Source organism: Stenotrophomonas sp. Steno-Z4 (genome assembly GCF_056393145.1).
On record NZ_JBWJPC010000006.1, the window covers coordinates 117,845 to 139,966 of the forward strand.

At 67.6% G+C, this 22,122-nt stretch carries 22 protein-coding genes and 4 tRNA genes; 13 read left to right on the plus strand and 13 right to left on the minus strand.

Going from position 1 to position 22,122, the window contains the following annotated elements; all coding sequences use genetic code 11:
* Positions 1 to 118 precede the first annotated feature (118 nt).
* Together AC06E7_RS14790 and AC06E7_RS14795 are read left to right on the plus strand one after the other, a co-directional pair.
* Positions 119 to 1,042 (plus strand): LysR family transcriptional regulator, encoded by a 924-nt coding sequence (locus tag AC06E7_RS14790; protein ID WP_068850919.1) that lies wholly within the window; start codon positions 119 to 121, stop codon positions 1,040 to 1,042.
* Positions 1,043 to 1,153: 111 nt separating this feature from the next.
* The gene (locus tag AC06E7_RS14795; protein ID WP_478065162.1) at positions 1,154 to 2,302 is read left to right on the plus strand and encodes an alpha/beta fold hydrolase; all 1,149 of its coding nucleotides are present in this window, start codon (positions 1,154 to 1,156) and stop codon (positions 2,300 to 2,302) included.
* A gap of 53 nt (positions 2,303 to 2,355) precedes the next feature.
* Here AC06E7_RS14795 and AC06E7_RS14800 read toward each other — a convergent pair.
* The 9 genes from AC06E7_RS14800 to AC06E7_RS14840 form a co-directional block, all read right to left on the minus strand.
* Positions 2,356 to 2,432: transfer RNA gene (locus AC06E7_RS14800), tRNA-Arg, on the minus strand.
* 32 nt (positions 2,433 to 2,464) lie between these two features.
* Positions 2,465 to 2,541: transfer RNA gene (locus AC06E7_RS14805), tRNA-Arg, on the minus strand.
* A gap of 57 nt (positions 2,542 to 2,598) precedes the next feature.
* A tRNA-Arg gene (locus AC06E7_RS14810) sits at positions 2,599 to 2,675 on the minus strand.
* Positions 2,676 to 2,736: 61 nt separating this feature from the next.
* Entirely contained in the window at positions 2,737 to 3,576 is an 840-nt protein-coding gene (locus tag AC06E7_RS14815) for an alpha/beta hydrolase family protein (RefSeq protein WP_478065163.1), read from the minus strand.
* Entirely contained in the window at positions 3,573 to 4,382 is an 810-nt protein-coding gene (gene thiD / locus AC06E7_RS14820) for a bifunctional hydroxymethylpyrimidine kinase/phosphomethylpyrimidine kinase (RefSeq protein WP_478065164.1), read from the minus strand. The genes AC06E7_RS14815 and thiD overlap by 4 nt, the downstream gene beginning before the upstream one ends.
* 55 nt (positions 4,383 to 4,437) lie before the next feature.
* Complete coding sequence (locus AC06E7_RS14825) at positions 4,438 to 4,941, minus strand: hypothetical protein (RefSeq protein ID WP_478065165.1); 504 nt, start codon at positions 4,939 to 4,941, stop codon at positions 4,438 to 4,440.
* Complete coding sequence (locus AC06E7_RS14830) at positions 4,938 to 6,338, minus strand: PhoH family protein (RefSeq protein ID WP_068850934.1); 1,401 nt, start codon at positions 6,336 to 6,338, stop codon at positions 4,938 to 4,940. The genes AC06E7_RS14825 and AC06E7_RS14830 overlap by 4 nt, the downstream gene beginning before the upstream one ends.
* 81 nt (positions 6,339 to 6,419) lie before the next feature.
* Positions 6,420 to 6,899: a peroxiredoxin gene (locus AC06E7_RS14835; protein WP_478065166.1), complete on the minus strand. Its 480-nt coding sequence runs from the start codon at positions 6,897 to 6,899 to the stop codon at positions 6,420 to 6,422.
* A gap of 81 nt (positions 6,900 to 6,980) precedes the next feature.
* Positions 6,981 to 7,541 (minus strand): glycine cleavage system transcriptional repressor, encoded by a 561-nt coding sequence (locus tag AC06E7_RS14840; RefSeq protein WP_019183297.1) that lies wholly within the window; start codon positions 7,539 to 7,541, stop codon positions 6,981 to 6,983.
* A 163-nt stretch (positions 7,542 to 7,704) separates the two neighbouring features.
* Between AC06E7_RS14840 and dapA the strand changes: the two genes are divergently transcribed.
* Together dapA and AC06E7_RS14850 are read left to right on the plus strand one after the other, a co-directional pair.
* Entirely contained in the window at positions 7,705 to 8,598 is an 894-nt protein-coding gene (gene dapA / locus AC06E7_RS14845; protein ID WP_354276774.1) for a 4-hydroxy-tetrahydrodipicolinate synthase, read from the plus strand.
* A gap of 28 nt (positions 8,599 to 8,626) precedes the next feature.
* On the plus strand, positions 8,627 to 9,136 hold the full coding sequence (locus AC06E7_RS14850; protein ID WP_478065167.1) for a hypothetical protein: 510 nt from the start codon (positions 8,627 to 8,629) through the stop codon (positions 9,134 to 9,136).
* Positions 9,137 to 9,685: 549 nt separating this feature from the next.
* Here AC06E7_RS14850 and fdxA read toward each other — a convergent pair.
* Positions 9,686 to 10,009, minus strand: a complete 324-nt coding sequence (gene fdxA / locus AC06E7_RS14855) for a ferredoxin FdxA (RefSeq protein ID WP_184124067.1) — start codon at positions 10,007 to 10,009, stop codon at positions 9,686 to 9,688.
* Positions 10,010 to 10,257: 248 nt separating this feature from the next.
* On the opposite strand from fdxA, the gene AC06E7_RS14860 reads away from it, so the two are divergent.
* Positions 10,258 to 11,679, plus strand: coding sequence for a sugar porter family MFS transporter (locus AC06E7_RS14860; protein WP_217535945.1), 1,422 nt, complete (start codon positions 10,258 to 10,260; stop codon positions 11,677 to 11,679).
* A gap of 63 nt (positions 11,680 to 11,742) precedes the next feature.
* Here AC06E7_RS14860 and AC06E7_RS14865 read toward each other — a convergent pair.
* A tRNA-Glu gene (locus AC06E7_RS14865) sits at positions 11,743 to 11,817 on the minus strand.
* Positions 11,818 to 11,867: 50 nt separating this feature from the next.
* On the opposite strand from AC06E7_RS14865, the gene pcnB reads away from it, so the two are divergent.
* The 6 genes from pcnB (at position 11,868) to pgi (ending at position 18,050) form a co-directional block, all read left to right on the plus strand.
* Positions 11,868 to 13,238, plus strand: coding sequence for a polynucleotide adenylyltransferase PcnB (pcnB, locus tag AC06E7_RS14870; protein WP_068850951.1), 1,371 nt, complete (start codon positions 11,868 to 11,870; stop codon positions 13,236 to 13,238).
* A 3-nt stretch (positions 13,239 to 13,241) separates the two neighbouring features.
* Entirely contained in the window at positions 13,242 to 13,730 is a 489-nt protein-coding gene (gene folK / locus AC06E7_RS14875) for a 2-amino-4-hydroxy-6-hydroxymethyldihydropteridine diphosphokinase (RefSeq protein ID WP_478065168.1), read from the plus strand.
* Between the two features lie 31 nt (positions 13,731 to 13,761).
* On the plus strand, positions 13,762 to 14,577 hold the full coding sequence (gene panB, locus AC06E7_RS14880) for a 3-methyl-2-oxobutanoate hydroxymethyltransferase (RefSeq protein ID WP_478065169.1): 816 nt from the start codon (positions 13,762 to 13,764) through the stop codon (positions 14,575 to 14,577).
* The gene (gene panC / locus AC06E7_RS14885) at positions 14,574 to 15,416 is read left to right on the plus strand and encodes a pantoate--beta-alanine ligase (protein ID WP_068850960.1); all 843 of its coding nucleotides are present in this window, start codon (positions 14,574 to 14,576) and stop codon (positions 15,414 to 15,416) included. The genes panB and panC overlap by 4 nt, the downstream gene beginning before the upstream one ends.
* Positions 15,417 to 16,161: 745 nt before the next feature.
* The gene (gene panD, locus AC06E7_RS14890; protein WP_068850963.1) at positions 16,162 to 16,542 is read left to right on the plus strand and encodes an aspartate 1-decarboxylase; all 381 of its coding nucleotides are present in this window, start codon (positions 16,162 to 16,164) and stop codon (positions 16,540 to 16,542) included.
* Positions 16,539 to 18,050: a glucose-6-phosphate isomerase gene (gene pgi, locus AC06E7_RS14895; protein ID WP_478065170.1), complete on the plus strand. Its 1,512-nt coding sequence runs from the start codon at positions 16,539 to 16,541 to the stop codon at positions 18,048 to 18,050. Before panD ends, pgi begins: the two co-directional genes overlap by 4 nt.
* Positions 18,051 to 18,176: 126 nt before the next feature.
* Here the strand turns inward: pgi and AC06E7_RS14900 are convergent, their stop codons facing one another.
* Together AC06E7_RS14900 and AC06E7_RS14905 are read right to left on the minus strand one after the other, a co-directional pair.
* Positions 18,177 to 18,755 (minus strand): response regulator transcription factor, encoded by a 579-nt coding sequence (locus AC06E7_RS14900; RefSeq protein WP_478065171.1) that lies wholly within the window; start codon positions 18,753 to 18,755, stop codon positions 18,177 to 18,179.
* The gene (locus AC06E7_RS14905) at positions 18,752 to 19,978 is read right to left on the minus strand and encodes an ATP-binding protein (RefSeq protein WP_068850973.1); all 1,227 of its coding nucleotides are present in this window, start codon (positions 19,976 to 19,978) and stop codon (positions 18,752 to 18,754) included. The genes AC06E7_RS14900 and AC06E7_RS14905 overlap by 4 nt, the downstream gene beginning before the upstream one ends.
* A gap of 84 nt (positions 19,979 to 20,062) precedes the next feature.
* On the opposite strand from AC06E7_RS14905, the gene ispG reads away from it, so the two are divergent.
* The gene (ispG, locus tag AC06E7_RS14910) at positions 20,063 to 21,328 is read left to right on the plus strand and encodes a flavodoxin-dependent (E)-4-hydroxy-3-methylbut-2-enyl-diphosphate synthase (RefSeq protein WP_093534150.1); all 1,266 of its coding nucleotides are present in this window, start codon (positions 20,063 to 20,065) and stop codon (positions 21,326 to 21,328) included.
* Complete coding sequence (locus AC06E7_RS14915) at positions 21,309 to 22,016, plus strand: phosphatase PAP2 family protein (RefSeq protein ID WP_093534152.1); 708 nt, start codon at positions 21,309 to 21,311, stop codon at positions 22,014 to 22,016. The genes ispG and AC06E7_RS14915 overlap by 20 nt, the downstream gene beginning before the upstream one ends.
* The last annotated feature ends 106 nt before the right edge of the window (positions 22,017 to 22,122 follow it).

Here is a 22,122-nt window from a genome sequence, read left to right on the forward strand (position 1 = left end):
TGGTTTCGATGGCGGTCCGGGGCGGTGTGTGCTGCCCCTTTCCTGTTGGCGCCAGTATCCGCTTGCGCCTGCCGCTTGAAAAACGGATAGTTTTGCAAGCCATCATCGAAAAATTCGAATGCTCAAGCTCAGCCTCGACGCCCTGCAGATCCTGGATGCCATCGACCGCCGTGGCTCGTTCGCGTCTGCCGGCAAGGAGCTGCACAAGGTGCCCTCGACCATCTCCTACACCGTCTCCAAGCTGGAGCAGGACCTGGGGGTGCAGCTGTTCGACCGGATCGGCCCGCGCGCGCATTTGACCGAGGCCGGGGTCGCGCTGCTGGACGAGGGCCGGCACCTGCTGCGCGCCGCCCGCGAGCTTGAGATGCGGGTACGGCGGGTGGCTTCCGGGTGGGAGGCCGAGCTGACCGTGGCGGTGGATTCGCTGTTCCAGCCGGCGCTGCTGGCCGAGGATGTGCGGGCCTTCAGCACGGTCGCCGAGCAGACCCGGATCCGCCTGATCAGCGAAGCCCTGTCGGGTACGTGGGAGGCGCTGCTGGACCGGCGTGCGGATCTACTGGTCGGCGCAGCCGGGGAGGGCCCCAGTGGCGGTGGCTACGTGGTGGAGCCGCTGGGCGTGGTGCGGTTCGTGTTCGCGGTGGCGCCGGGACACCCGCTGGCGGCGCTGCCGGAACCACTCGGGCGGGAACAGCTGGCCGCGCACTGCGCCATTGCCGTGGCCGATTCCGCGCGCCGGCTGCTGCCGCGCACGGTCGGGCTGCTGATGGGGCAGGAGACGGTGACCGTGCCCGATACGGTCAGCAAGTTCCGCCTGCAGTGCGCCGGGCTGGGCTTCGGCTTCCTGCCCGAACCCTATGTGCAGGCAGCGGTGGCGCAGGGGCGGCTGGTGGTGCGGCAGGTGGAGGAGCCCAAGCCGGACGAGACCTTCTGGCTGGCCTGGCGCACCGGCGAGGAAGGCGCGGCGCTGCGCTGGTGGCGCGAGCGGATGCGCCAGCCGGGGTTGATGGAGGGATGGTGGGGGCAGATGTCGGCATGGCTGTGACCGCCGATGGCTGAACCCCGGCTGGGGTGTCACGATTTGGTCATCTGGTTGCGGTAGAGCGCCCGGCGCGCCGTCGCTACGCTGCGCGGCTCAATGTGAACTCCTGCGCCCATGAAACGCCTGCTGCTGCTCGCGCTGGCCGGGGCCGGCCTGTGGCTGGCCGCGTGCTCATCGCTCACCTCATCCGCTGCCTCCACCTCGCTCAGCGACCGCCTGGTCGCGCCCGGCGGCGTTTCCACGCTGCTCGATACCGCGCGCATCGCCGAAGCGGTGGAGGCGGTCCCCAACCGCCATGGGTTCGTGACCGGCCGCGCCGGCGTGCCGCTGTTCTGGCGCGCCTTCGATCCGGGCCGCTACGGGCTGCGCTATCACTACCTGGCGCAGCAGCATGACAACGGCGAGCCCCTGAACACCGGGCTGCAGCTGGCCCTGCCGCAGCCGTTCCAGCCGCAGGCGCCGCGTGGCACCGTGGTGCTGCTGCACGGCTGGATGATGAACGGCGATTCGATGCTGCCGTGGTCGCTGCAGTTGGCCGAATCCGGCTACCGGGTGGTGACCATCGACCTGCGCAACCATGGCCATTCCGGTGCCGGGCCGTCGGGCTATGGGACGTTCGAATCCGATGACGTGATCGATGTGATCGACGCGCTGCAGCGCCGTGGGGAAGTGGTCGGGCCGCTGTACCTGTTCGGCGTGTCCTACGGCGCGGCCACCGCGCTGTTCACCGCCGACAAGCTCGGCGATCGGGTCACCGGCGTGGTGGCGATGGAGTCGTTCGCCAATGCCGGCCATGCGATCCGCAGCATGATTCCGCACCTGATGTCGCTGCAGCCCACCGCGTGGAAGGCGCAGGCGATGGCCGCCTACGGTCGCTGGCGCTATGGCGGGCAGGACATCAACGCGGTGATCGCCGCTGCCAGCCAGCGCCTGGACCTGGATCTGGACACGGTGGACGTGGCCCGTGCGCTGGCCGATACGCGCGCCTGCGTGCTGCTGCTGCACGGCCAGGATGACGCACACGTGCGGGTGGACCAGGGGCGTGCGCTGGCCGCCGCCAGCCCGCGCGTGCATTACATCGAGATGCGTGGCGAAGACCACATCACCCTGCCACTTCGGCTGGACCTGCTCGGCGGCGTGGTCGATGACTGGCTGGCGCATGACGAGCATTCCGGTGGCGGCTGCCCGGCGCCGGAGATCCCGCGCGAAGCGGACCGGATGGCCATGTCGGCGGTACGTGCCGGCGACCCGATCCGGTCATGAACGCGCACACGAAAAAGGCAGCCCGTGGCTGCCTTTTTTCGTCTTCGATGCAATGGTGCGCCCGGAGAGATTCGAACTCCCGACCGCCTGGTTCGTAGCCAGGTACTCTATCCAACTGAGCTACGGGCGCGCTTGCATTGTCTGGTTGTTGCCGCGATGTAGTGGTGCGCCCGGAGAGATTCGAACTCCCGACCGCCTGGTTCGTAGCCAGGTACTCTATCCAACTGAGCTACGGGCGCATTTACATCACGTTGTGGTGTTGCTGCCGGCAGAGGCGAAAACTGCCAGCCTGTTGATGGTGCGCCCGGAGAGATTCGAACTCCCGACCGCCTGGTTCGTAGCCAGGTACTCTATCCAACTGAGCTACGGGCGCGTCAACAGGAGCGGAATTATGCGGATCGACGCCGCATCCGTCAACGCTTTTGTGAAGGACTTCATTCAAATGAATGAAAAAGTGCCTTCACCACGGCCTCCGGCGACTTCATCCATGCGAAGTGATCTGCCCGGGTTCCCAGTGCGCCTGCGGGCAGGACCGACAACGTGGAAACGACCTGGGGCAGCTTCGCCAGCAGCCCCTGCATCGAGCCCGGCGGAGCGAACCAGTCGTCGGCCATCACCACTGCGCTGGCCTGGCCGCGCAGTCGCCGCATGCCGCCCTCCAGGTCCGCGTGGATGCCGGTGCCGGCGTAGTGGTTGCTCAGGCCCACGCGTGCCCAGTCGCGGATCAGGCCACGCGCCTCGGTGCCCCCGAAGCCGAGCCGGCGCCCGTGCAGGACGCCTTGGCGCTGCGCCAGCCACGGCAGGAACCGGTACACCAGCGGCAGGGCCCAGCGGCGCGGGGCGGGGAACGTTCGCCAGAACGGGGTGCCGGTGGCCACCAGCCAGAACCGGGCGAACAGGTCCGGGTGCTGCCCGGCGAACACGCAGGCCAGCTGCCCGCCCAGGCTGTGCCCGCCGATGATCAGCGGCGCGTTGCCGTGCAGGCGCACCGCCGCCAGGCTGGCTGGCAGGTCCTGCTCGAGGATCTCCCGATAGCCCCAATTCTGCGTGCGCGACAGGCGCAGGCTGCTGCTGCCGTTGCCGCGCCACTCGTGCAGGAACACGCTGATGCCGCATGCCGCCAGTGCATCAGCGAACGCCTGGTAATTGCGCGCCGACACGCCCAGCGCCGGCAGCCACAGCAGCTGCGCGCGCGGCTGCGCGGGCACGCGCCCGATCAGTTCGAAGCGATGGCCATCGTCGCTCTGGACCGGTACCGCCAGCGCGCGCGTCATGCCGGGCGCGCCGCGCCGAAGTGATCCAGCACCAGCACTTCGCTGCGGCCGGGCGTGTAGCCGCCCTGCAGGCCGCGCGCGACGTAGTCGATGGCGGCTTCGCAGGCGTTGGGCAGCGACAACCCGCAGCACAGCTGCGCGGCGATCGCCGAGGCCAGCGTGCAGCCGGTGCCGTGCGCGTCTACCGGCAGGCGGGCGTGGCTGAACTCCTCGCGGGTGACACCGTCGAAGTAGCGATCGATCACGCGCGCGCCTTCGGCCATGTGGCCACCCTTGAGCAATACCGCACCGGCGCCGAGGTCGAGCAGCGCGATGGCGGCATCCTCCGCGTCATCGGCGCTGACGATGCGACGGCCGAGCAGCAGTTCGGCTTCCGGGGTGTTCGGGGTAAGCAGCGTGGCCAGCGGCAGCAGCCGCGTGCGCAGCGCGTCCAGGGCGCTGTCTTCGAGCAGGCGCGCGCCACTGGTGGCCACCATCACCGGATCCAGCACCACGTGGGTGGGGCGGTACTTCTCCAGCGCGTCGGCGACCAGGCCGATCACCTCGGCGTTGGCCAGCATGCCCAGCTTGACCGCATGGATGTCGAAATCGGCGAAGCAGGCATCGATCTGTGCCTGCAGGAAATCCAGGGGCGGCACGTGCACGGCGGTCACGCCGCGGGTGTTCTGCGCGGTGAGCGCGGCAATCGCCGACAACCCGTGCACGCGGTGCGCGGCGAAGGCTTTCAGGTCGGCCTGGATGCCGGCACCACCGCCGGAATCGGAACCGGCGATGGTGAGGACGGACACGGGGGTGGAAGGGCTCATTTCGCGATTGTGCCATGCCGCCCCGGACGTAGCGGCAGCCGCGCAGGGCGTGGCGCTACCCGCCGAAGCCGCCGTTGAACTGCAGCTCGGAGAACTCGCCACTGGTCGGATCGAACAGCGCGCCCCAGAACTGGTTGCCACCATCGCACACGCGGATCGCTTCGCGCGCGGGGTCCATGTCGCCGTGGTCGGGCAGGTGGAAGGCGTTGAGGTAGATCAGCTTGCGTCCTTCCACTTCGATGCCGACATACTGGCGGTCGAAATCGGTGACGTTGGGTACCTGCGCTTCCAGTGCGGGCAACCGGCTTTCCAGCTGTTCGATCTGCTGGCGGCTGGGTGCCCAGTAGCCGGTCACCCGCCCCGGCGTCTGGCCGGGGCTGGGACGGGAGCAGGTATCCAGGACCTGGGCAACCACCAGCGGGCGGGTGACCACCCACGACTGGCCGGTCTTGACCGCCGTCGGCACGGTGGCGCCGGGGCGGGTGTTGGCAGGCGTGCAGGCAGCTGCCAAGGCGGCCAGCGCCAGTGGCAGCAACGCACGGGACAGGGAACGGTTCACAGCACCTCCGAAGCGTAATCGGCCAGGCGCGAACGCTCGCCACGGCGCAGCGTGATGTGCGCGCTGTGCGGCCAGTTCTTGAAGCGGTCCACCGCGTAGGTCAGGCCCGAGGTGGTTTCGGTCAGGTAGGGCGTGTCGATCTGTTCGACGTTGCCCAGGCAGACGATCTTGGTGCCGGGGCCGGCACGGGTGATCAGCGTCTTCATCTGCTTCGGGGTGAGGTTCTGCGCCTCGTCCAGGATCAGGTAACGCGACAGGAAGGTGCGCCCGCGCATGAAGTTCAACGAGCGGATCTTGATCCGGCTGGCGATCAGGTCGTTGGTCGCCGCACGGCCCCAGGCGCCGCCTTCCTGGGTGTGGGTGAGCACTTCCAGGTTGTCGGTGAGCGCGCCCATCCACGGGGTCATCTTTTCCTCCTCGGTGCCGGGCAGGAAGCCGATGTCCTCGCCCACGCTGACCGTGGCGCGGGTCATGATGATTTCGCGGTAGCGCTGCTGGTCCATGGTCTGGGCCAGGCCGGCGGCCAATGCGAGGAGGGTCTTGCCGGTGCCGGCGGTGCCGAGCAGGGTGACGAAGTCGATCTCCGGGTCCATCAGCGCGTTGAGCGCGAAATTCTGCTCGCGGTTGCGTGCGCTGATGCCCCACACCGCATGGCTGCCATGCCGGAAATCGTTGACCAGCGACAGGATCACCTTGCCGCTGCCATCGACCTTGGCCACCCGCAGTTCGACTTCATCGTCGCCCGGCAGGTAGGCGTACTGGTTGGGATGCCAGTCTTCGTCATCCTTGGCCAGGATTTCGTAACTGGTGCGGCCCTTGTCGCTCCAGCTGCGCAGGTCGTCGGTGTGCTTCTTCCAGAAGTCTTCCGGCAGCTCGGTGGCGCCGGTGTAGAGCAGGCTGAAATCGTCCAGCGCGCGATCATTCTCGTAGTCTTCCGACACGATCCCGGCGATGGCCGCCTTGATCCGCAGGTTGATGTCCTTGGAGACGAACACCACCGGAATCTCGGGAACCTGTTCCTTCAGGGCCAGGATCGCGCCGAGGATGGCATTGTCCGGGATGACCGCGCCGAAGCTCTTGCCGGCATCGAAATGGCTGGTCTGGAAGCGCAGCAGGCCCACGCTCTGCTTGCCGCGCAGCTGCAACCCGTTCGGGCGCTGCAGCGGAATGCCGTCGGCCAGGTTGTCCAGGCCCGAGGCCTGCACCAGCTCGTTGAGGAAGCGGCTCACCTGGCGGGCGTTGCGGCTCGCTTCGGACGTGCCCTTCTTGCCGTTGTCCAGCTCTTCGATCACCTGCATCGGCAGGTAGACATCATGCTCCTCGAACTTGAACAGCGCGGTTGGATCGTGCATGAGCACGTTGGTATCCAGAACGTAGATGCGCTTGCCTCGGGTCATCGTCATTTCCTGGTGGCAGAACAGGGACAAGCCATCACGACCTGCGGGGCAGGGTGATGGCCATTGTGGGGTACAGGTGGATCACTGGGTTTTCGCGGCCTTCAGGGCTTCAAGGACGGATTCGGCGTGGCCGGCCACTTTCACCTTGCGCCACGACTGCACGATACGACTGTCGGGCGAAATGAGGAAGGTGCTGCGTTCGATGCCACGCACCTGCTTGCCGTACATGTTCTTCAGCTTGATCACATCAAACGCGTTGCACAGCGCCTCGTCGCCATCGCTGACCAGCGGGAAGGCAAAGCCCTGCTTGGCGCAGAAGTTGTCGTGGGATTTGACCGAGTCGCGGGAGACGCCGAACACCCGGGCGCCGGCACGCTTGAACGCCGGCAGCAGGGCGTTGAAGTCGACGCCCTCGGTGGTGCAGCCCGGGGTGCTGTCCTTGGGGTAGAAGTACAGCACCAGCCACTGGCCGGCGAGATCGCCGAGGGTGGTGTGGTCGCCGCCGGACAGGGCCAGCGGGAGGGCGAGGGTGGTGCTGTCCAGGGTATCGCCGTTGTTCATGAGGTCCTTGCTGCGGAGCCTGAGTGACGCGTCTTACAACTGCATGAAACACCGCGCGTTGGTGATGAACGCGCGAAGCCGTCAGAACTTCATCGGATCCATGATCGCGTCCAGGTTGAGGTGGTCGCAGAATTCGAGGAAATCGTCGCGCAGGGCGGCGATGTGCATGTTGGCGGGCACCCCGATGGTGACCTGCGCCGAGAACATCTCCGCGCCGGTCTGCATGGCCCGGTAGCGGGTGCTCTGCAGGTTTTCGATGGTGATGCCCTGGCGGTCGAAGAAATCGGCCAGCTGGAACAGGATGCCGGGCTTGTCGGCGGCGATCACTTCCACGATGTAGGGCAGCAGGTTGGACTGTGCCTGTTTGGCACCGGTGCGGTACCACACCAGCTTCAGGCCTTCCTCGCGCTCGAGCCGGGTCAGCATGGCTTCCAGCTTGGCCACCGAGTCCCAGGAGCCGGTGGCCAGGGCGGTGACGGAGACATCGCGGCCCACGGTGGCAAGGCGGGCATCGACCAGGTTGCAGCCGCTGTCGGCGATGCGCCGGGTGACGGGCAGCAGGGGGGACTCCGGATGCGTCGTGTAGGCGTTGATCAGGAGATGGTTTTCGGTCGGCGCAGGCCGCGGCGTGGTGTCGGTCAAGGTGGTTCCGGTAATGCGGGATGAGTCTGAACGGCGCCGACGACGGCGCGTTCGCCGGAGTCCAGCATACTTGCCCGCGCTTTCGACCCGCAAGTAACATGCAACGTACGTCCGACCGCGCTTCCAGCGGCGTTCGTCCCCCTTACTTCCGAGCATCGTTTCCTTGTCCCTTTCCGGTCTCATCACCGCGCTGGCCACGCCTTTCCAGGCCAATGGCGCATTGGATCCCGACGGTTGGCAGCGCCTGCTGCACCTGCAACTGGAGGGTGGCGTTCACGGGGTGGTGGTGGCCGGGTCGACCGGCGAGGCCGCGACCCTGTCCGATGACGAATATGACCAGCTGCTGCGCAGCGCGGTCAAAACCGTGGCCGGGCGGGTTCCGGTGCTGGCGGGTACCGGCCTGTCCGGAACCGCCAAAACGATCGAGCAGACCCGCCGGGCGGCGGCCAGCGGCGCGACCCACGCGCTGGTGGTGACCCCGCCGTACGTGCGCCCGACCCAAGCCGGGCTGCTCGCCCACTACCGGGCGGTGGCGGACCAGGGTGGCCTGCCGGTGATCCTGTACAACGTGCCGGGCCGCACGGGCTGCGACATGCTGCCGGAAACGGTGGCCGAGCTGGCCGCGCACCCGAACATCGTGGGCATCAAGGAAGCGGTGGGCGATGTGGGCCGGGTCCAGGCGCTGCTGGCGCTGCGGTCGCCGACCTTTGCGATCCTCAGTGGCGATGACGGCACGGCCGCCCGTTCGATCCTGTCGGGGGTGGACGGGCTGATCTCGGTCGGCTCGAACGCGCTGCCCGGTGCCTACCGGCGCATGTGCGACCTGGCCGCGGCCGGCGAACGCGAGGCCACCGAGGCCTGGGATGCCCGGCTGGAGCCGTTCCATGAATTCTGCGGGGTGGAACCCAACCCCATCCCGGTCAAAGACCTGCTGCGCCGGATCGGCATCGGCCACGGCCTGCGCCTGCCACTGCTGTCGTTGTCGGCCGCCCACCACGCCGCCGCCGAACACCTGGCCACCGACATCGGTGCGCTCGAAGCCCTTTCCAGCCACTGACATCAGTGGCCTGACCCAGGAGATTCACATGCGTCAATCCGTTTCCGCCATCCGCGTGCTGTCGTTCGCGATTCTGGCCACCGCCACCCTGGCAGGTGTCACCGGCTGCAAGCGCGGCGTCAAGGGCGACTACGCACTGGCGCCGGAAGTGCGCCCGCTGGAAATCCCGCCGGACCTGAACGCCCCGGGCGCCAGCCCGGCCGCGCAGGTGCCGGTGCTGGCCTCGCAGGCCGCCAAGCCGGCCCCGTCCCAGGTGCCGGCCGCCAACAATGCCGGTTTCACCGTCCCGGGCAGCAAGGACGAGGTGTTCGGCAAGGTCGGCACGGCGCTGGAGTCGGTTGAGGGCGTGAAGGTCGCCAGCAAGGCCCAGCTGCTGGGCTCCTACGACGTGGCCTTCGAAGGCAGCGATTTCCTGATCCGCGTGGTCGCAGTCGAAGCCGGCGCCTACATTTCGGCCGTGGACCCGCGCGGCCTGCCGGCTACCGGTGCTGCGCCGACCAAGCTGCTGGGTGAGCTGAAGGCGAAGCTGGCGCAATGATGCTGACATGGGTCCGGCCGCCGGCCGGGCCTGTGGGCCCGGATGGGCCGGTAAACGTTCGGGGCAATCCGTAAGGGTCCCGGGCAGATGGTGGGTTGATCCAGTTCCCAATGGGCCCGTAACGGTTGCCCAGCCATGGTTGATTGATCCCGATTTGCGGGCGTTACGTAACGGTTCGTAGCCCCGGCCGTTGGCCGGACACCGCGCGCAGCGCGGCCCAAGGGTCCGGAGCCTGACATGCTGTCGGTCGCGACCGTACATCCGGGTGTGCAACCAAAACGAAACCGTGCATCAGGCGTCATGAACGCCTGACGGGCGGTTTCGGAACCTTTAAACGCCGGGATGTTGGCCGCAAGCGATAACCCATCGGCTCCGGACGCTTGGGCCGCGCTGCGCGCGGTGTCCGGCCAACGGCCGGGGCTACGAATTGTTACGGGCCCATTGGGATCCGGATCAATCAACCATGGGCCCCGAACCGTTACAGGCCCGGTGGGTTCCAGATGGCCACCGATCCAAACAAAAAAGGCGCCAACGGCGCCTTTTTGCCCATCACCGCTCCAGATACTGGAGCTTGTCCGGCTTGCCGTCCCACTCGCCGGCGTCGGCGGGCGGGTCCTTGCGCACGGTCAGTACCGGCCAGGCCTTGGCCAGCTCGGCGTTGAGTTCCACGAACTTTTCCTGCCCGGCGGGCACGTCGTCTTCGGGGAAGATCGCGTTGACCGGGCATTCGGGCTCGCACAGGGTGCAGTCGATGCACTCATCCGGGTCGATCACCAGGAAGTTCGGACCTTCGTGGAAGCAATCCACGGGGCACACTTCCACGCAATCGGTGTGTTTGCACTTGATGCAGTTTTCAGTGACGACAAAGGGCATGGCTGGATCTGGATCCGACAGTAAGCCGGACAATTCTAGAACAGTTGCGGCTTTGTCGCAGTGCACGATGCGCCGGAGCCGGTGGGTGCGGTTAGATGCCGATGCCTACCGGTAGACACCCGGGGGGCCAAGACGCAGGCAGATCAGGCCCTGGCAGCCCTTTGTGGGCAGGCAGGGCGTGTGAGAACCTGCCGGACGAGACCCCGCTGCGCTGACCCGTTGCTGTCCCACTCCTGCCAGGACCCTTCATGTCCACCACACTTGCAGCCAACGCCGCCCGCGGCGAGAACACCTCCTTCATCGTGCTGATCAGCTGCGTCGCCACCATCGGCGGCTTCCTGTTCGGCTTCGACAGCGGCGTCATCAACGGCACCGTCGATGGCCTCAAGCAGACCTTCCAGTCCAGCGAGGCCGGGATCGGCTTCGAGGTCGCCTCCATGCTGCTGGGCTGCGCGATCGGCGCCTTCTTCGCCGGCCGCCTGGGCGACCGCCTCGGCCGGCGCGGGGTGTTGATCATCGCCGCCGTCATGTTCCTGCTGTCGGCACTGGGCGCCGGCTCGGCGCACAGCTCGCTGGCGTTCGTGATCGCACGGGTGATCGGTGGCTTCGCGGTCGGCGCCGCCAGCGTGATGTCGCCGGCGTACATCGCTGAAGTGGCTTCGGCCCGGTACCGCGGGCGCCTGGCCACCGTGCAGCAGATCGCCATCATCAGCGGGCTGTTCTGCGCGTTCCTGAGCAACTTCCTGCTGGCCCGCGCTGCCGGCGCCTCCACCGAGCCGCTGTGGCTGGGCCAGGAAGCCTGGCGCTGGATGTTCTGGATGCAGGCCATTCCGTCGGCCCTGTTCCTGGTGCTGCTGCTGGGGATCCCGGAAAGCCCGCGCTACCTGGTGGTGAAGGGGCGTCGCGCCGATGCGCTGGCCGTGATGACCCGCCTGTACGGCGCGGCCGAGGCCCAGGCCAAGATTGCCGAGATCGAAGGCTCGCTGGCCCAGGACCAGCATCGCCCGCGGCTGTCGGATCTGGTCGACAAGGGCACCGGCAAGCTGCGCGGCATCGTCTGGGTCGGCATCGGCCTGGCCGTGTTCCAGCAGCTGGTTGGCATCAACGTGGTGTTCTACTACGGCGCGGTGCTGTGGCAGGCGGTCGGCTTCTCCGAAAACGACGCACTGCTGATCAATGTGCTGTCCGGCGCGCTCAGCATCGGCGCCTGCCTGCTGACCGTGGTGCTGATCGACCGGGTCGGCCGCAAGCCGCTGCTGTGGGTCGGCTCGGTCGGCATGTCGGTGGCGCTGGCGCTGATGGTGGTGGCTTTTGCCAGCGGCACCCTGGCCGATGGCCACCTGCAGCTGTCCGACGGCATGGGACGACTGGCGCTGGTGGCGGCCAATGTCTACGTGGTGTTCTTCAACATGTCCTGGGGCCCGGTCATGTGGGTGATGCTGGGCGAGATGTTCCCCAACCAGATCCGCGGTTCGGGCCTGGCGGTCGCCGGCGCGGCCCAGTGGACCTCGAACTTCGCCATTACCGTGACCTTCCCGATCCTGCTGGCCGGCATCGGCTTGGCCGGCGCCTACGGCATCTATACGGTGGCGGCGGTCGCTTCGATCTTCTTCGTGCTGCGCTACGTGCGCGAGACCAAGGGCAAGGAGCTGGAGCAGATGGAGGGTTGAGGGCCGGCCCCACAACGCAAAAACCCCGCCAAGGCGGGGTTTTTCGTCGGCTGGCGCGGCAAATGGTGCTCCCTAGGGGACTCGAACCCCTGTTTTAGCCTTGAGAGGGCCACGTCCTAACCTCTAGACGAAGGGAGCATGCTTTGTCGCGAACTGCGCAGCGCGCTAGTATATGGACCTCGATGCCATTGGGCAATCCCGAAACTTCAACCGGAAGCGCCAACATCAATTCCTCCGCTACATCACCGTTCAGTCTGCGCGTGATCCCCCGCGACCAGCACAACATCTCCCGCAAGGACATCAGCCCCAACGCGTTGCGCGTCCTGTACCGGCTGCGCGACTCGGGCTTTGGCGCCTACCTGGTGGGTGGCGCCGTGCGCGACCTGCTGGTCGGCGGCAACCCCAAGGATTTCGACGTGGCCACCGATGCCACGCCGGAGCAGGTCAAGTCGCTGTTCCGCAACTGCCGCCTGATCGGGCGCCGCTTCCGGCTGGCGCACGTGGTGTTCGGCCGGGAAATCATCGAAGTGGCCACCTTCCGCGCCAACATCGACGATGGCAGCGGCGACCGCGAGATGGAAAACGGCATGCTGGTGCGCGACAACGTGTACGGCAGCATCGAAGACGATGCGGTGCGCCGCGATTTCACCTGCAACGCCCTGTACTACGCCATCGAGGATTTCTCGGTGCGCGATTACACCGGTGGCTTCGAAGACGTGCAGGCGCGCCTGATGAAACTCATCGGCGATCCGGAAAAGCGTTACCAGGAAGATCCCGTGCGCATGCTGCGCGCGGTGCGCCTGGCCGCCAAGCTCGGCTTCCAGATCGACGACGCCAGCGCCGAACCGCTGCCGCGCCTGGCCAGCCTGCTGGGCGAAGCCGCGCCGGCGCGCCTGTTCGAAGAAGTGCTCAAGCTGTTCCTGTCCGGCCACGGCGTGGCCAGCTTCGAAGGGCTGGAGCGTTACGGCCTGCTCGACGTGCTGTTCCCGGAAAGTGCCGCCGCGCTGCGCAGCAACCGCAGTGGCGCGCTGCGCCGCATGGTCATCGAAGGCCTGCACAACACCGACCAGCGCGTGGCCAACGACGAGCCGGTCTCGCCCTCGTTCCTGTTCGCGTTGCTGCTGTGGCCGGCGTTCTGCCGCGCGCTGGCGACCCTGCAGAAGCAGGGCGTGCAGCTGGAAGAAGCGCAGCGCCGTGCCGCCGACCGGGTCACCCTGCACCAGCTGACCACCATCGCGCTGCCGCGCCGGTTCTCGCTGCCGATGCAGGAAATCTGGCTGCTGCAGGGCCGTTTCAGCTCGCGCCAGCGCAAGCGCGTGGTGCGCACCCTGACCCACCCGCGCTTCCGTGCCGCGTTCGACTTCCTGGCGCTGCGCCAGGTGGCCTCCAGCGAGCACCAGGCCGATGTGGAGTTCTGGCGCGAAGCCCAGCTGCAATCCGGGCCCGAGCTGGATTCCACGCTGGACGCCGCGCAGGCCGAAGGCGAGCTGGACGAAAACGGGGCACCGCGCAAGCGCCGTCGCCGTCGTCGTCGTCCCGGTGGCGCTGCAGGCGAGTAAACCGTGACCCTGGCCTGTATTGGACTGGGCGCCAACCTCGGCGACGCAGCGCAGACCCTGCGCGCGGCGTTCGCTGCCATGGCCGCGCTGCCGCTGACCACGCTGCAGGCGCGGTCGCAGCTGTACAGCACGCCGGCCTGGGGCAATGAACACCAGCCGGCGTTCGTCAATGCCGCCGCGCTGCTCGACACCGGGCTGGAACCGACCGCGCTGCTCGAGGCCCTGCTGGGCATCGAGCGCGACTTCGGCCGGGTCCGCGATGCGGCCGTGCACTGGGGCCCGCGCACGCTCGACCTGGACCTGCTGCTGTATGGCGAGGCGGTGATCGACCTGCCGCAGCTGAAGGTGCCGCACCCGTACCTGCACGAGCGCGCGTTCGCGTTGCTGCCGCTGGCCGAGATCGCCCCTGGGGCGATGATTCCGGGGCAGGGCCGCGTGCGGGACGCTGCGATGCGTATCGAGGCCTGCGGGATCGCGCCAATAGGAGGATAATGCGGGGCTTATCGCCACCGGTTATCAGCTCATGAGTACCCACGCAGACAGCAAGCCCTGGACCGTCCCCGCACTGGCCGAGGCCAAGCGCAACGGCCAGAAGCTGGTCATGCTGACCGCCTACGACGCCGGCTTTGCGCGTGCGTTCGACGCCAATGGCGTCGACCTGATCCTGATCGGCGATTCGCTGGGCATGGTGGTGCAGGGGCACGATTCGACCCTGCCGGTGACCACCGACGACATGGTCTACCACACCGCCTGCGTGGCCCGGGTGCTGACCCGCGCGCTGCTGATCGCTGATCTGCCATTCGGCGCTGACGCCACCCCTGAGCGTGCGTTCGAGGCCTCGCTGCGCCTGCTCCAGGCCGGCGCGGAGATGGTCAAGCTCGAAGGCGCCGGCTTCAAGCTGGACGTCATCCGTTACCTGGTGGATCGCGAGATCCCGGTCTGCTCGCATCTGGGCCTGACCCCGCAGTCGGTGCTGCGCCTGGGCGGGTACCGCGTGCAGGGCCGCGGCGATGCGGCCCGCCAGCTGGTTGAAGATGCCAAGGCCGTTGTCGAGGCCGGTGCCAGCATGATGGTGCTCGAATGCCTGCCGTCGCCGGTGGCTGCAGAGGTCACCGCCGCGGTGTCGGTGCCCACCATCGGCATCGGTGCCGGCCCGCAGTGCGACGGCCAGGTGCTGGTGCTGCACGATTTCCTCGGCCTGGACAGCGGCCACCGCCGTCCCAAGTTCGTCAAGGATTTCCTTGCCGAAGGCGGGTCGGTCGCCGGCGCGGTCCGTGCCTACGCCGACGCCGTGCGCGACGGCTCCTTCCCCGACGCAGAACACGCCTACGCCTCATGATCGACACCGTCACCGAACTGTCCCGCCTGCGCGCCGTCGTCAACGGCTGGAAGCGCGAGGGCCTGCGCGTCGCGCTGGTCCCCACCATGGGCAACCTGCACGCCGGCCATTACTCCCTGGTCACGCTGGCAAAGCAATACGCCGACCGCGTGGTCTCCAGCGTGTTCGTCAACCCGACCCAGTTCGGCCCGAACGAAGACTTCACCCGCTACCCGCGCACCCCGGAAGCCGACACCACCGGACTGGAGCAGGCCGGCTGTGACGTGCTGTGGCTGCCCACGGTCGAGTCGATGTACCCGTTCGGGGTGGAGCTGGCGGCCAGCGTGAACGTGCCGGGCATTTCCAGCCTGCTCGAAGGCGCCCACCGCCCGGGCCACTTCGACGGCGTGTGCACCGTGGTCTCGCGCCTGTTCAACCAGGTCCAGCCGGACGTGGCTGCCTTCGGCAAGAAGGATTACCAGCAACTGGCGGTGATCCGCCAGATGGTGGAAGACCTGGCCTTCCCGATCCAGATCGTGGGCGGCGACATCGTGCGCGAAACCGACGGCCTGGCCATGAGCTCGCGCAACCAGTACCTCAACGCCGAACAGCGCCCGGTCTCGACCACCATCCACCAGGTGCTGCTGGGCATGCGCGAAGGCTTCATTACCGGCAAGACCCGCAGCCTGATCGAAGCCGAAGCCGCCGCGGCCCTGCAGGCCGCCGGCTTCCAGGTCGACTACGCCGTGGTCCGCAAGCCGGACCTGTCCGAGCCGGCCGACAGCGAAGACGGCAACCGCGTCGCCCTGATCGCCGCGCGCATCGGCAACACCCGGCTGATCGACAACCTCGAGTTCTGATAGCGATTGGGTGAGCGCCCGCAAGGGACTGCGCTGGATCCCTGGCAGTCGGCCCTGAGGCCGACTGCTTCACGCAATCTGGCAAACAGCCGATAGCTGAGCCTTGGCCTGAGCTGGGCCGACCGGTGCGGGTTTGCGGGACACGCCGTGAACCCGTCCATGGGGGCTCGTAGAAAACATCCATGTTTTCTACGGTCCCGCAAACCCGCCCCGGCCGACCCTCCGACAGTTGGCTTTAGGCCACGGGAAACGCGGAATGCAGACCGTTGGTCGGCACCAGTCGGGCGCCGCGACCCCGGTAGGGTTGGTTCCCAAACAACCGCCGTGAACGGATCAACGTTCGGTTACGCATGACCCAAATCGAGGCCAGTTGACGGCCAACGGCCGTCCTCCGCCTTTCCCGCGGCAACGACACACTGTCAAAAGGCGGGTCGGGGCGGGTTTGTGGGGGTGTGAGCGGCTTGGATGCCGCGACCAAGCCCCCAAGGATGGGTTCACGGCGTCCCCCGCAAACCCGCACCGTCCCGCCAAGCCAGGGAAACTGCTGGCAACCAGCTGTTCGCCATAAATCGTCAGCTGCCGGGCGAAGCCCGGCAAATCAGCCAACCGTCGAATGCCGCAAAAAAGTCAGCACTGGCGGCAGCGACCCTCATCTGCCTGAACCGCCGGCAGCGGGCGGGTGGAAACCCCTGCCGCCCGGTGCCCGGGTGCTAGAATTTCCCTTTCCTTTACGTCGTCCCGTGCCATGCACCTCTCCCTGCTCAAGACCAAGATCCACCGCGCCACCGTGACCCATTCGGAGCTGAACTACGAAGGGTCCATCGCCATCGATGACAACCTGCTGCTGGCCACCGGCATCCGCGAGTTCGAGCAGGTGCACATCTGGGACGTCACCAACGGTGCGCGCTTCTCGACCTATGCCATCCGCGCCGAAGCGGGCAGCGGCGTGGTCTCGCTCAACGGCGGCGCCGCGCGCCACGTGCAGGTCGGCGACATCATCATCATTGCCGCCTTCGCCAGCATGAGTGAAGAAGAAGCTGACAGCTTCCGGCCGAAGTTGGTATATGTGGACGGCAACAACCAGATCTCCCACACCAACGACAGCATCCCGACCCAGGCCGCATGACACAGACCAACGGATTCGACCCGCTTCACTCCCATGCCCAGCGCCTGCGTGGCGCGAGCATCCCCGCACTGATCGCCGCCGAACCCGGTCGCGCACAATCGCTGGGGCTGCGGGTCGGTCCGTTGTATGCCAACTTCGCGCGGCAGAAGTACGACCGCGCGGCGTTGGACGCGCTGCTGCAGCTGGCCGCCGAGCGCGATGTCGCCGGCGGCTTCCAGCGCCTGTTCCGCGGTGAGACGGTCAACGTCACCGAAGGCCGCGCCGCGCTGCACACCGCCCTGCGCGGCGATGTCAGTGGCGCCCCGGTCGCCGCAGAAGCCTTCGCCACCGCCGCCAAGGTGCGTGCGCAGATGGGCGAACTGATCGCCGCGCTGGAAAAGACCACTGTCACCGACATCGTCAGCGTCGGCATCGGCGGTTCCGACCTCGGTCCGCGCCTGGTCGCCGACGCGCTGCGTCCGGTCACCGGCGCGCGCTTCCGCGTGCATTTCGTTTCCAACGTGGACGGCGCCGCCATGCAGCGCACGCTGGCCACGCTGGACCCGGCCACCACCGCCGGCATCCTGATTTCCAAGACCTTCGGCACCCAGGAAACCCTGCTCAACGGGCAGATCCTGCATGACTGGCTGGGCGGGAGCGAGCGTCTGTACGCCGTCAGTGCCAACCCCGAGCGTGCCGCCAAGGCGTTCTCGATCGCCGCCGGCCGCGTGCTGCCGATGTGGGACTGGGTGGGGGGACGCTATTCGCTGTGGTCGGCGGTCGGTTTCCCGATCGCGCTGGCAATCGGCTTCGAGCGTTTCGAACAGCTGCTGGCCGGCGCGGCCGAAATGGACGCGCATGCGTTCAGTGCGCCGCTGGCGCAGAACCTGCCGGTCCTGCATGCCCTGACCGACATCTGGAACCGCAACCTGCTTGGCCACGCCACGCATGCGGTGATGACCTACGACCAGCGCCTGGCGCTGCTGCCGGCCTACCTGCAGCAGCTGGTGATGGAAAGCCTGGGCAAGCGCGTGCAGCTGGACGGCAGCCCGGTTGGCAGCGACACCGTGTCGGTGTGGTGGGGCGGGGCGGGCACCGACGTGCAGCACAGCTTCTTCCAGGCGCTGCACCAGGGCACCAGCGTGATTCCGGCCGATTTCATCGGCTGCGTCCACAATGACGACCCGTATGAAATCAACCACCAGGCGCTGATGGCCAACCTGCTGGCGCAGACCGAAGCACTGGCCAACGGCCAGGGCAGCGACGATCCGCACCGCGAGTACCCGGGTGGGCGCCCGAGCACGCTGATCCTGCTGGACGCGTTGACCCCGCAGTCGCTGGGTGCGCTGATCGCGATGTACGAACATGCCGTGTACGTGCAGTCGCTGATCTGGAACATCAACGCCTTCGACCAGTTCGGCGTGGAGCTTGGCAAGCAGCTGGCCAGCCAGCTGCTGCCGGCGCTGCAGGGTGAGGCGCATGGCATCACCGATCCGGTGACGCTGGAGCTGTTGGGGCATTTGCGCTGACAAGCAGTATCGACCAACGGTCGATACCTACCGGCGGCGTGTCGACCAACGGTCGATACCTACCGGTTCGCCGATCGTGATGCGCGGTAGGCGACGACCGTTGGTCGTCGCGCCGCGATCCCGCCATTACCTCGTCGGATCGCGCTCCGGGCTGGGCCGCTTGGCCAATTTGCGCTGCAATGAACGCCGGTGCATGCCCAGCAGGCGCGCCGCCGCCGACACATTGCCGCCCGTTTCATGCATCGCCTGCTGGATGTGTTCCCACTGCAGGCGGCTGATCGGGGTCATCGCATCCGGTGGCTCCATCTCGCCATCGTCGGCCGGGCCGTCGTCTTCCTCGCCCAGCGCACGCAGGATCATCGGCACCGTGGCCGGCTTGGGCAGGTAGTCATCGGCGCCCAGCTTGATCGCCTCCACCGCGGTGGCAATGCTGGCGTAGCCGGTCACCAGCAGGATGCGCATGTCTTCGCGCAGTGCCCGCAGCGGCTGGATCAGCGACAGGCCGGATTCCGCACCCAGCTTCAGGTCGATCAGGGCATAGGCCGGCGGCTGCTGCCGCGCCAGCAGCAACGCCGAGGCGATGTCGCTGGCGGTCACCGTTTCCAGCCCCTTGCGGGCCAGGCTGCGCTGCAGCGTGCGCAGGTACAGGTCGTCATCATCGACCAGCAGGCCGTGGCTGGAGGCGGGCAGGGTGGGGGTATTCATGGCGAAATCTCCGGTGCAGCCAAGGGCAGGCGGAAGCCGACGCGGGTGCCGGCGCCCTGCGCCGGCCGCATCCACAACTCGCCGTCCAGGCGCTCGATGGTGGCATGGGACAGGGCCAGGCCCACGCCCATGCCCTGGGTCTTGCCGCTGTTGAACAGGGTGCCGGGCAGCACCGCATCGCGTGCGTCGAAGCCGCGCCCGTAATCGCGCACTTCGCCGATCAGATCGCTGCCTTCGATACGCAGGGTCAGGTCCACCTGCGGCCGTTCGGCCTGTTCGCCGGCGTCGGCGGCGTTGTTGAGCAGCACCATCAGCAGGTGGCCGATGCCCGGGTCCAGCGGCTGCTGCAGCGGGGCATCCTCGTTGCGCCGGAGGGTGATGGTCGGGCGCACCAGCTGCCATTGCTCCAGCACCTGCGGCAGGGTCACCGGCGCGTTGCCGCGGGCCTGGCCGGCGGCCGGGCGCGCCAGCGCCAGCACCCGTTCGCGGCACTGCACCAGCAGCTCGCGCAGCGTGTCGACATCGTCACGTACTTCCGGGTTGTCGGTCTGATCGGCGATGTCGTCGGCGAGCAGGGTCATGGTCGCCAGCGGGGTGTTGAGTTCATGCGCTACCGAGGCGGCATGGGTGGCCAGCGCCACGATCCCTTCGTTGCGCGCGAAGCGCTCGCGCAGCAGGGCCAGTTCGTGTTCGCGCCGGCGCAGTGCCATCGCCAGCCGGGTGGCGAAGGCCAGCACCACCGCCGCCGACAGCAGGAAGTTGGCCACCACGCCCCACTGGTGCAGGTCCATGGCCGTGAAATAACCATGCGGCAGCGGCTTGCCGAAGATGCCGCTGACCGCATAGCCGATCAGGCAGGCGGCGGCCACGGCCAGCGTCCAGCGCACCGGCAGGGCCAGCGCCGCCAGTGCGATCAGGATCAGGAACAGCGAGCCGAACGGATTGCCCACCCCGCCGCTCCAGCCCACCATCCAGGTCAGCACCGCCACGTCCACCAGGATGTGGCAGAACGCGGTCAGCGGCGCGGTATCGGCATCCAGCACGCGCAGCTGCGCGTAAAGGTTGAACAGGATCAGCACCAGCACCCCGGACCACAGCGGCAGCTGCGGCAGTTCCAGCCCCAGGACCCAGCTGGCCACCAGGATGGTCGCGGCCTGGCCGGCCACGGCCAGCCAGCGCAGGCTGCACAGGGTGCGTAGGAAGGGGGCGTCGGTACCGGTCATCGGCTGCCATCGTATGCGCTTGCGCGGTTCGCTGCCTGCGACAATCGGCCGCATCGGGGGCGCGCGGGTGCGTTAAAATGGGGAATGCACGACGCCGTCAGCCAACCGACCCAACCTTCCGACACCACCGTGTGGGCCCGCCGCCAGACCCAGCCTGTCCGCATCGGCGGCGTGGTCGTGGGTGGGGGCCAGCCCGTGGTGGTCCAGTCGATGACCAACACCGACACCGCCGACGTGGCCTCCAGTGTCAAGCAGGTGGCCGAGCTGTGGCGGGCCGGGTCGGAAATGGTGCGCCTGACCGTGAACAATCCCGAGTCGGCCGCCGCCATTCCGCGCATCGTGGAGAAGCTGCGGATGATGGGGATCGAGGTCCCGCTGATCGGCGACTTCCATTACAACGGCCACCAGCTGCTGACCCAGGAACCGGCCTGCGCCGAAGCGCTGGCCAAGTACCGGATCAACCCGGGCAACGTCGGCTTCGGCAAAAAGAAGGACACCCAGTTCGCGCAGCTCATCGAGTTCGCGATCCGCTACGACAAGCCGGTCCGGATCGGCGCCAACTGGGGTTCGCTGGACCAGTCGCTGGCCGCGCGCCTGATGGACGAAAACAGCCAGCGCGCCCAGCCGTGGGACGCCGGCCGGGTGCTGCGCGAAGCGCTGATCCGTTCAGCGCTGGATTCGGCGCACACCGCCGTGGAACTGGGCCTGCCGCGCGACCGCATCGTGCTGTCGGCCAAGGTCAGCGGCGTGCAGGAACTGATCGCCGTTTACCGCGACCTTGCCCAGCGTTCGGACTTCGCCCTGCACCTGGGCCTGACCGAAGCCGGCATCGGCAGCAAGGGCATCGTCGCTTCCTCGGCGGCGCTGGCCGTGCTGCTGCAGGAAGGGATCGGCGACACCATCCGCATTTCGCTGACGCCCGAACCGGGCCAGTCGCGCACGCAGGAAGTGATCGTCGCCCAGGAACTGCTGCAGACCACCGGCCAGCGCGCCTTCACCCCGCTGGTCACCGCCTGCCCCGGCTGCGGCCGCACTACCTCCGAGTTCTTCCAGGAGCTGGCCAAGGTCGTGCAGAACCACGTGCGCGGCAAGATGCCCGAATGGAAGGTGAGCCATCCCGGCGCGGAAAACATGACCCTGGCCGTGATGGGCTGCATCGTCAACGGGCCGGGCGAATCGCGCCATGCCAACATAGGCATCTCGCTGCCCGGCACCGGTGAAACCCCGGCCGCACCCGTGTTCGTCGACGGCGAAAAGACAGTGACCCTGCGCGGTGACAACATCGCCCAGGAATTCGTGGCGCTGATCGACGAGTACGTCGAACGCAAGTATGTCCGAAGCGTCGGATAAGCCCGCCGTGCTGGCCGCGCCGGAGCCGGCCGCCGGCGTCCGCCACTGGATGGCGCGCAATGCCTGGCGCTTCGTGCTGCTGTTTGCCGGCGTGTTGCTGCCGCTGGCCGGGTTCGTGGCGCTGGCCGACGAAGTGCACGAGCTGGAGGCGTTCTACTTCGACGCCCCGCTGTTGTGGAAAATGCATGACGTGGCCCGGCCCAGCCTGGATGCCGCGTTCGTGTTCATTTCCCGGATCGGCTACCAGTGGGGCGTGATCCCGGCCGACATCCTGATCGTGGCCGTGCTGCTGCTGCGCCGGCGCTGGCGTGAAGCCAGCTTTGCCGCGCTCAGCTTCGCCGGCTCGGCCCTGCTCAACATCGGCAGCAAGCAGTTCTTCCAGCGCGACCGGCCGACCCTGTGGGAGTCGATCGCCCCGGAAAGTACCTACAGCTTCCCCAGCGGCCACGCCATGGGCTCGATGACCCTCGCCGCCGTGCTGGTGCTGCTGGCCTGGAATACCCGCTGGCGCTGGCCGGCGCTGGTGTTCGGCGTGCTGTTCGCCGGCTCGGTCAGCCTGTCACGCATCTACCTGGGCGTGCATTACCCGTCCGACATCCTGGCCGGATGGTGTGCCGCACTGGTTTGGGTGGTAGGGTGTTTCCTGGTGATGTTCCGCCGCCGCCATCCCTGGCGCCGCCGGCACTGACCGGCCTGCTGGGAGCGGGCCGGATGCGGCAGGGGTTTCCGCGGACCGTCATAGGTCCAATAAACCGATATGGCCTGGGGTGATAGGCATGGGGCAGGGGTAGCCC

Excerpts from the sequence above, each read along its gene's own strand:
- AC06E7_RS14900 (WP_478065171.1), bottom strand. The coding sequence starts at position 18,755 with ATGAATACCCCCACCCTGCCCGCCTCCAGCCACGGCCTGCTGGTCGAT.
- panB (WP_478065169.1), top strand. The coding sequence starts at position 13,762 with ATGAGTACCCACGCAGACAGCAAGCCCTGGACCGTCCCCGCACTGGCC.
- AC06E7_RS14905 (WP_068850973.1), bottom strand. The coding sequence starts at position 19,978 with ATGACCGGTACCGACGCCCCCTTCCTACGCACCCTGTGCAGCCTGCGC.
- AC06E7_RS14795 (WP_478065162.1), top strand. The coding sequence starts at position 1,154 with ATGAAACGCCTGCTGCTGCTCGCGCTGGCCGGGGCCGGCCTGTGGCTG.
- AC06E7_RS14815 (WP_478065163.1), bottom strand. The coding sequence starts at position 3,576 with ATGACGCGCGCGCTGGCGGTACCGGTCCAGAGCGACGATGGCCATCGC.
- AC06E7_RS14915 (WP_093534152.1), top strand. The coding sequence starts at position 21,309 with ATGTCCGAAGCGTCGGATAAGCCCGCCGTGCTGGCCGCGCCGGAGCCG.
- fdxA (WP_184124067.1), bottom strand. The coding sequence starts at position 10,009 with ATGCCCTTTGTCGTCACTGAAAACTGCATCAAGTGCAAACACACCGAT.
- thiD (WP_478065164.1), bottom strand. The coding sequence starts at position 4,382 with ATGAGCCCTTCCACCCCCGTGTCCGTCCTCACCATCGCCGGTTCCGAT.
- AC06E7_RS14835 (WP_478065166.1), bottom strand. The coding sequence starts at position 6,899 with ATGAACAACGGCGATACCCTGGACAGCACCACCCTCGCCCTCCCGCTG.
- AC06E7_RS14790 (WP_068850919.1), top strand. The coding sequence starts at position 119 with ATGCTCAAGCTCAGCCTCGACGCCCTGCAGATCCTGGATGCCATCGAC.
- ispG (WP_093534150.1), top strand. The coding sequence starts at position 20,063 with ATGCACGACGCCGTCAGCCAACCGACCCAACCTTCCGACACCACCGTG.
- AC06E7_RS14860 (WP_217535945.1), top strand. The coding sequence starts at position 10,258 with ATGTCCACCACACTTGCAGCCAACGCCGCCCGCGGCGAGAACACCTCC.
- panD (WP_068850963.1), top strand. The coding sequence starts at position 16,162 with ATGCACCTCTCCCTGCTCAAGACCAAGATCCACCGCGCCACCGTGACC.
- AC06E7_RS14850 (WP_478065167.1), top strand. The coding sequence starts at position 8,627 with ATGCGTCAATCCGTTTCCGCCATCCGCGTGCTGTCGTTCGCGATTCTG.
- AC06E7_RS14830 (WP_068850934.1), bottom strand. The coding sequence starts at position 6,338 with ATGACCCGAGGCAAGCGCATCTACGTTCTGGATACCAACGTGCTCATG.
- pgi (WP_478065170.1), top strand. The coding sequence starts at position 16,539 with ATGACACAGACCAACGGATTCGACCCGCTTCACTCCCATGCCCAGCGC.
- panC (WP_068850960.1), top strand. The coding sequence starts at position 14,574 with ATGATCGACACCGTCACCGAACTGTCCCGCCTGCGCGCCGTCGTCAAC.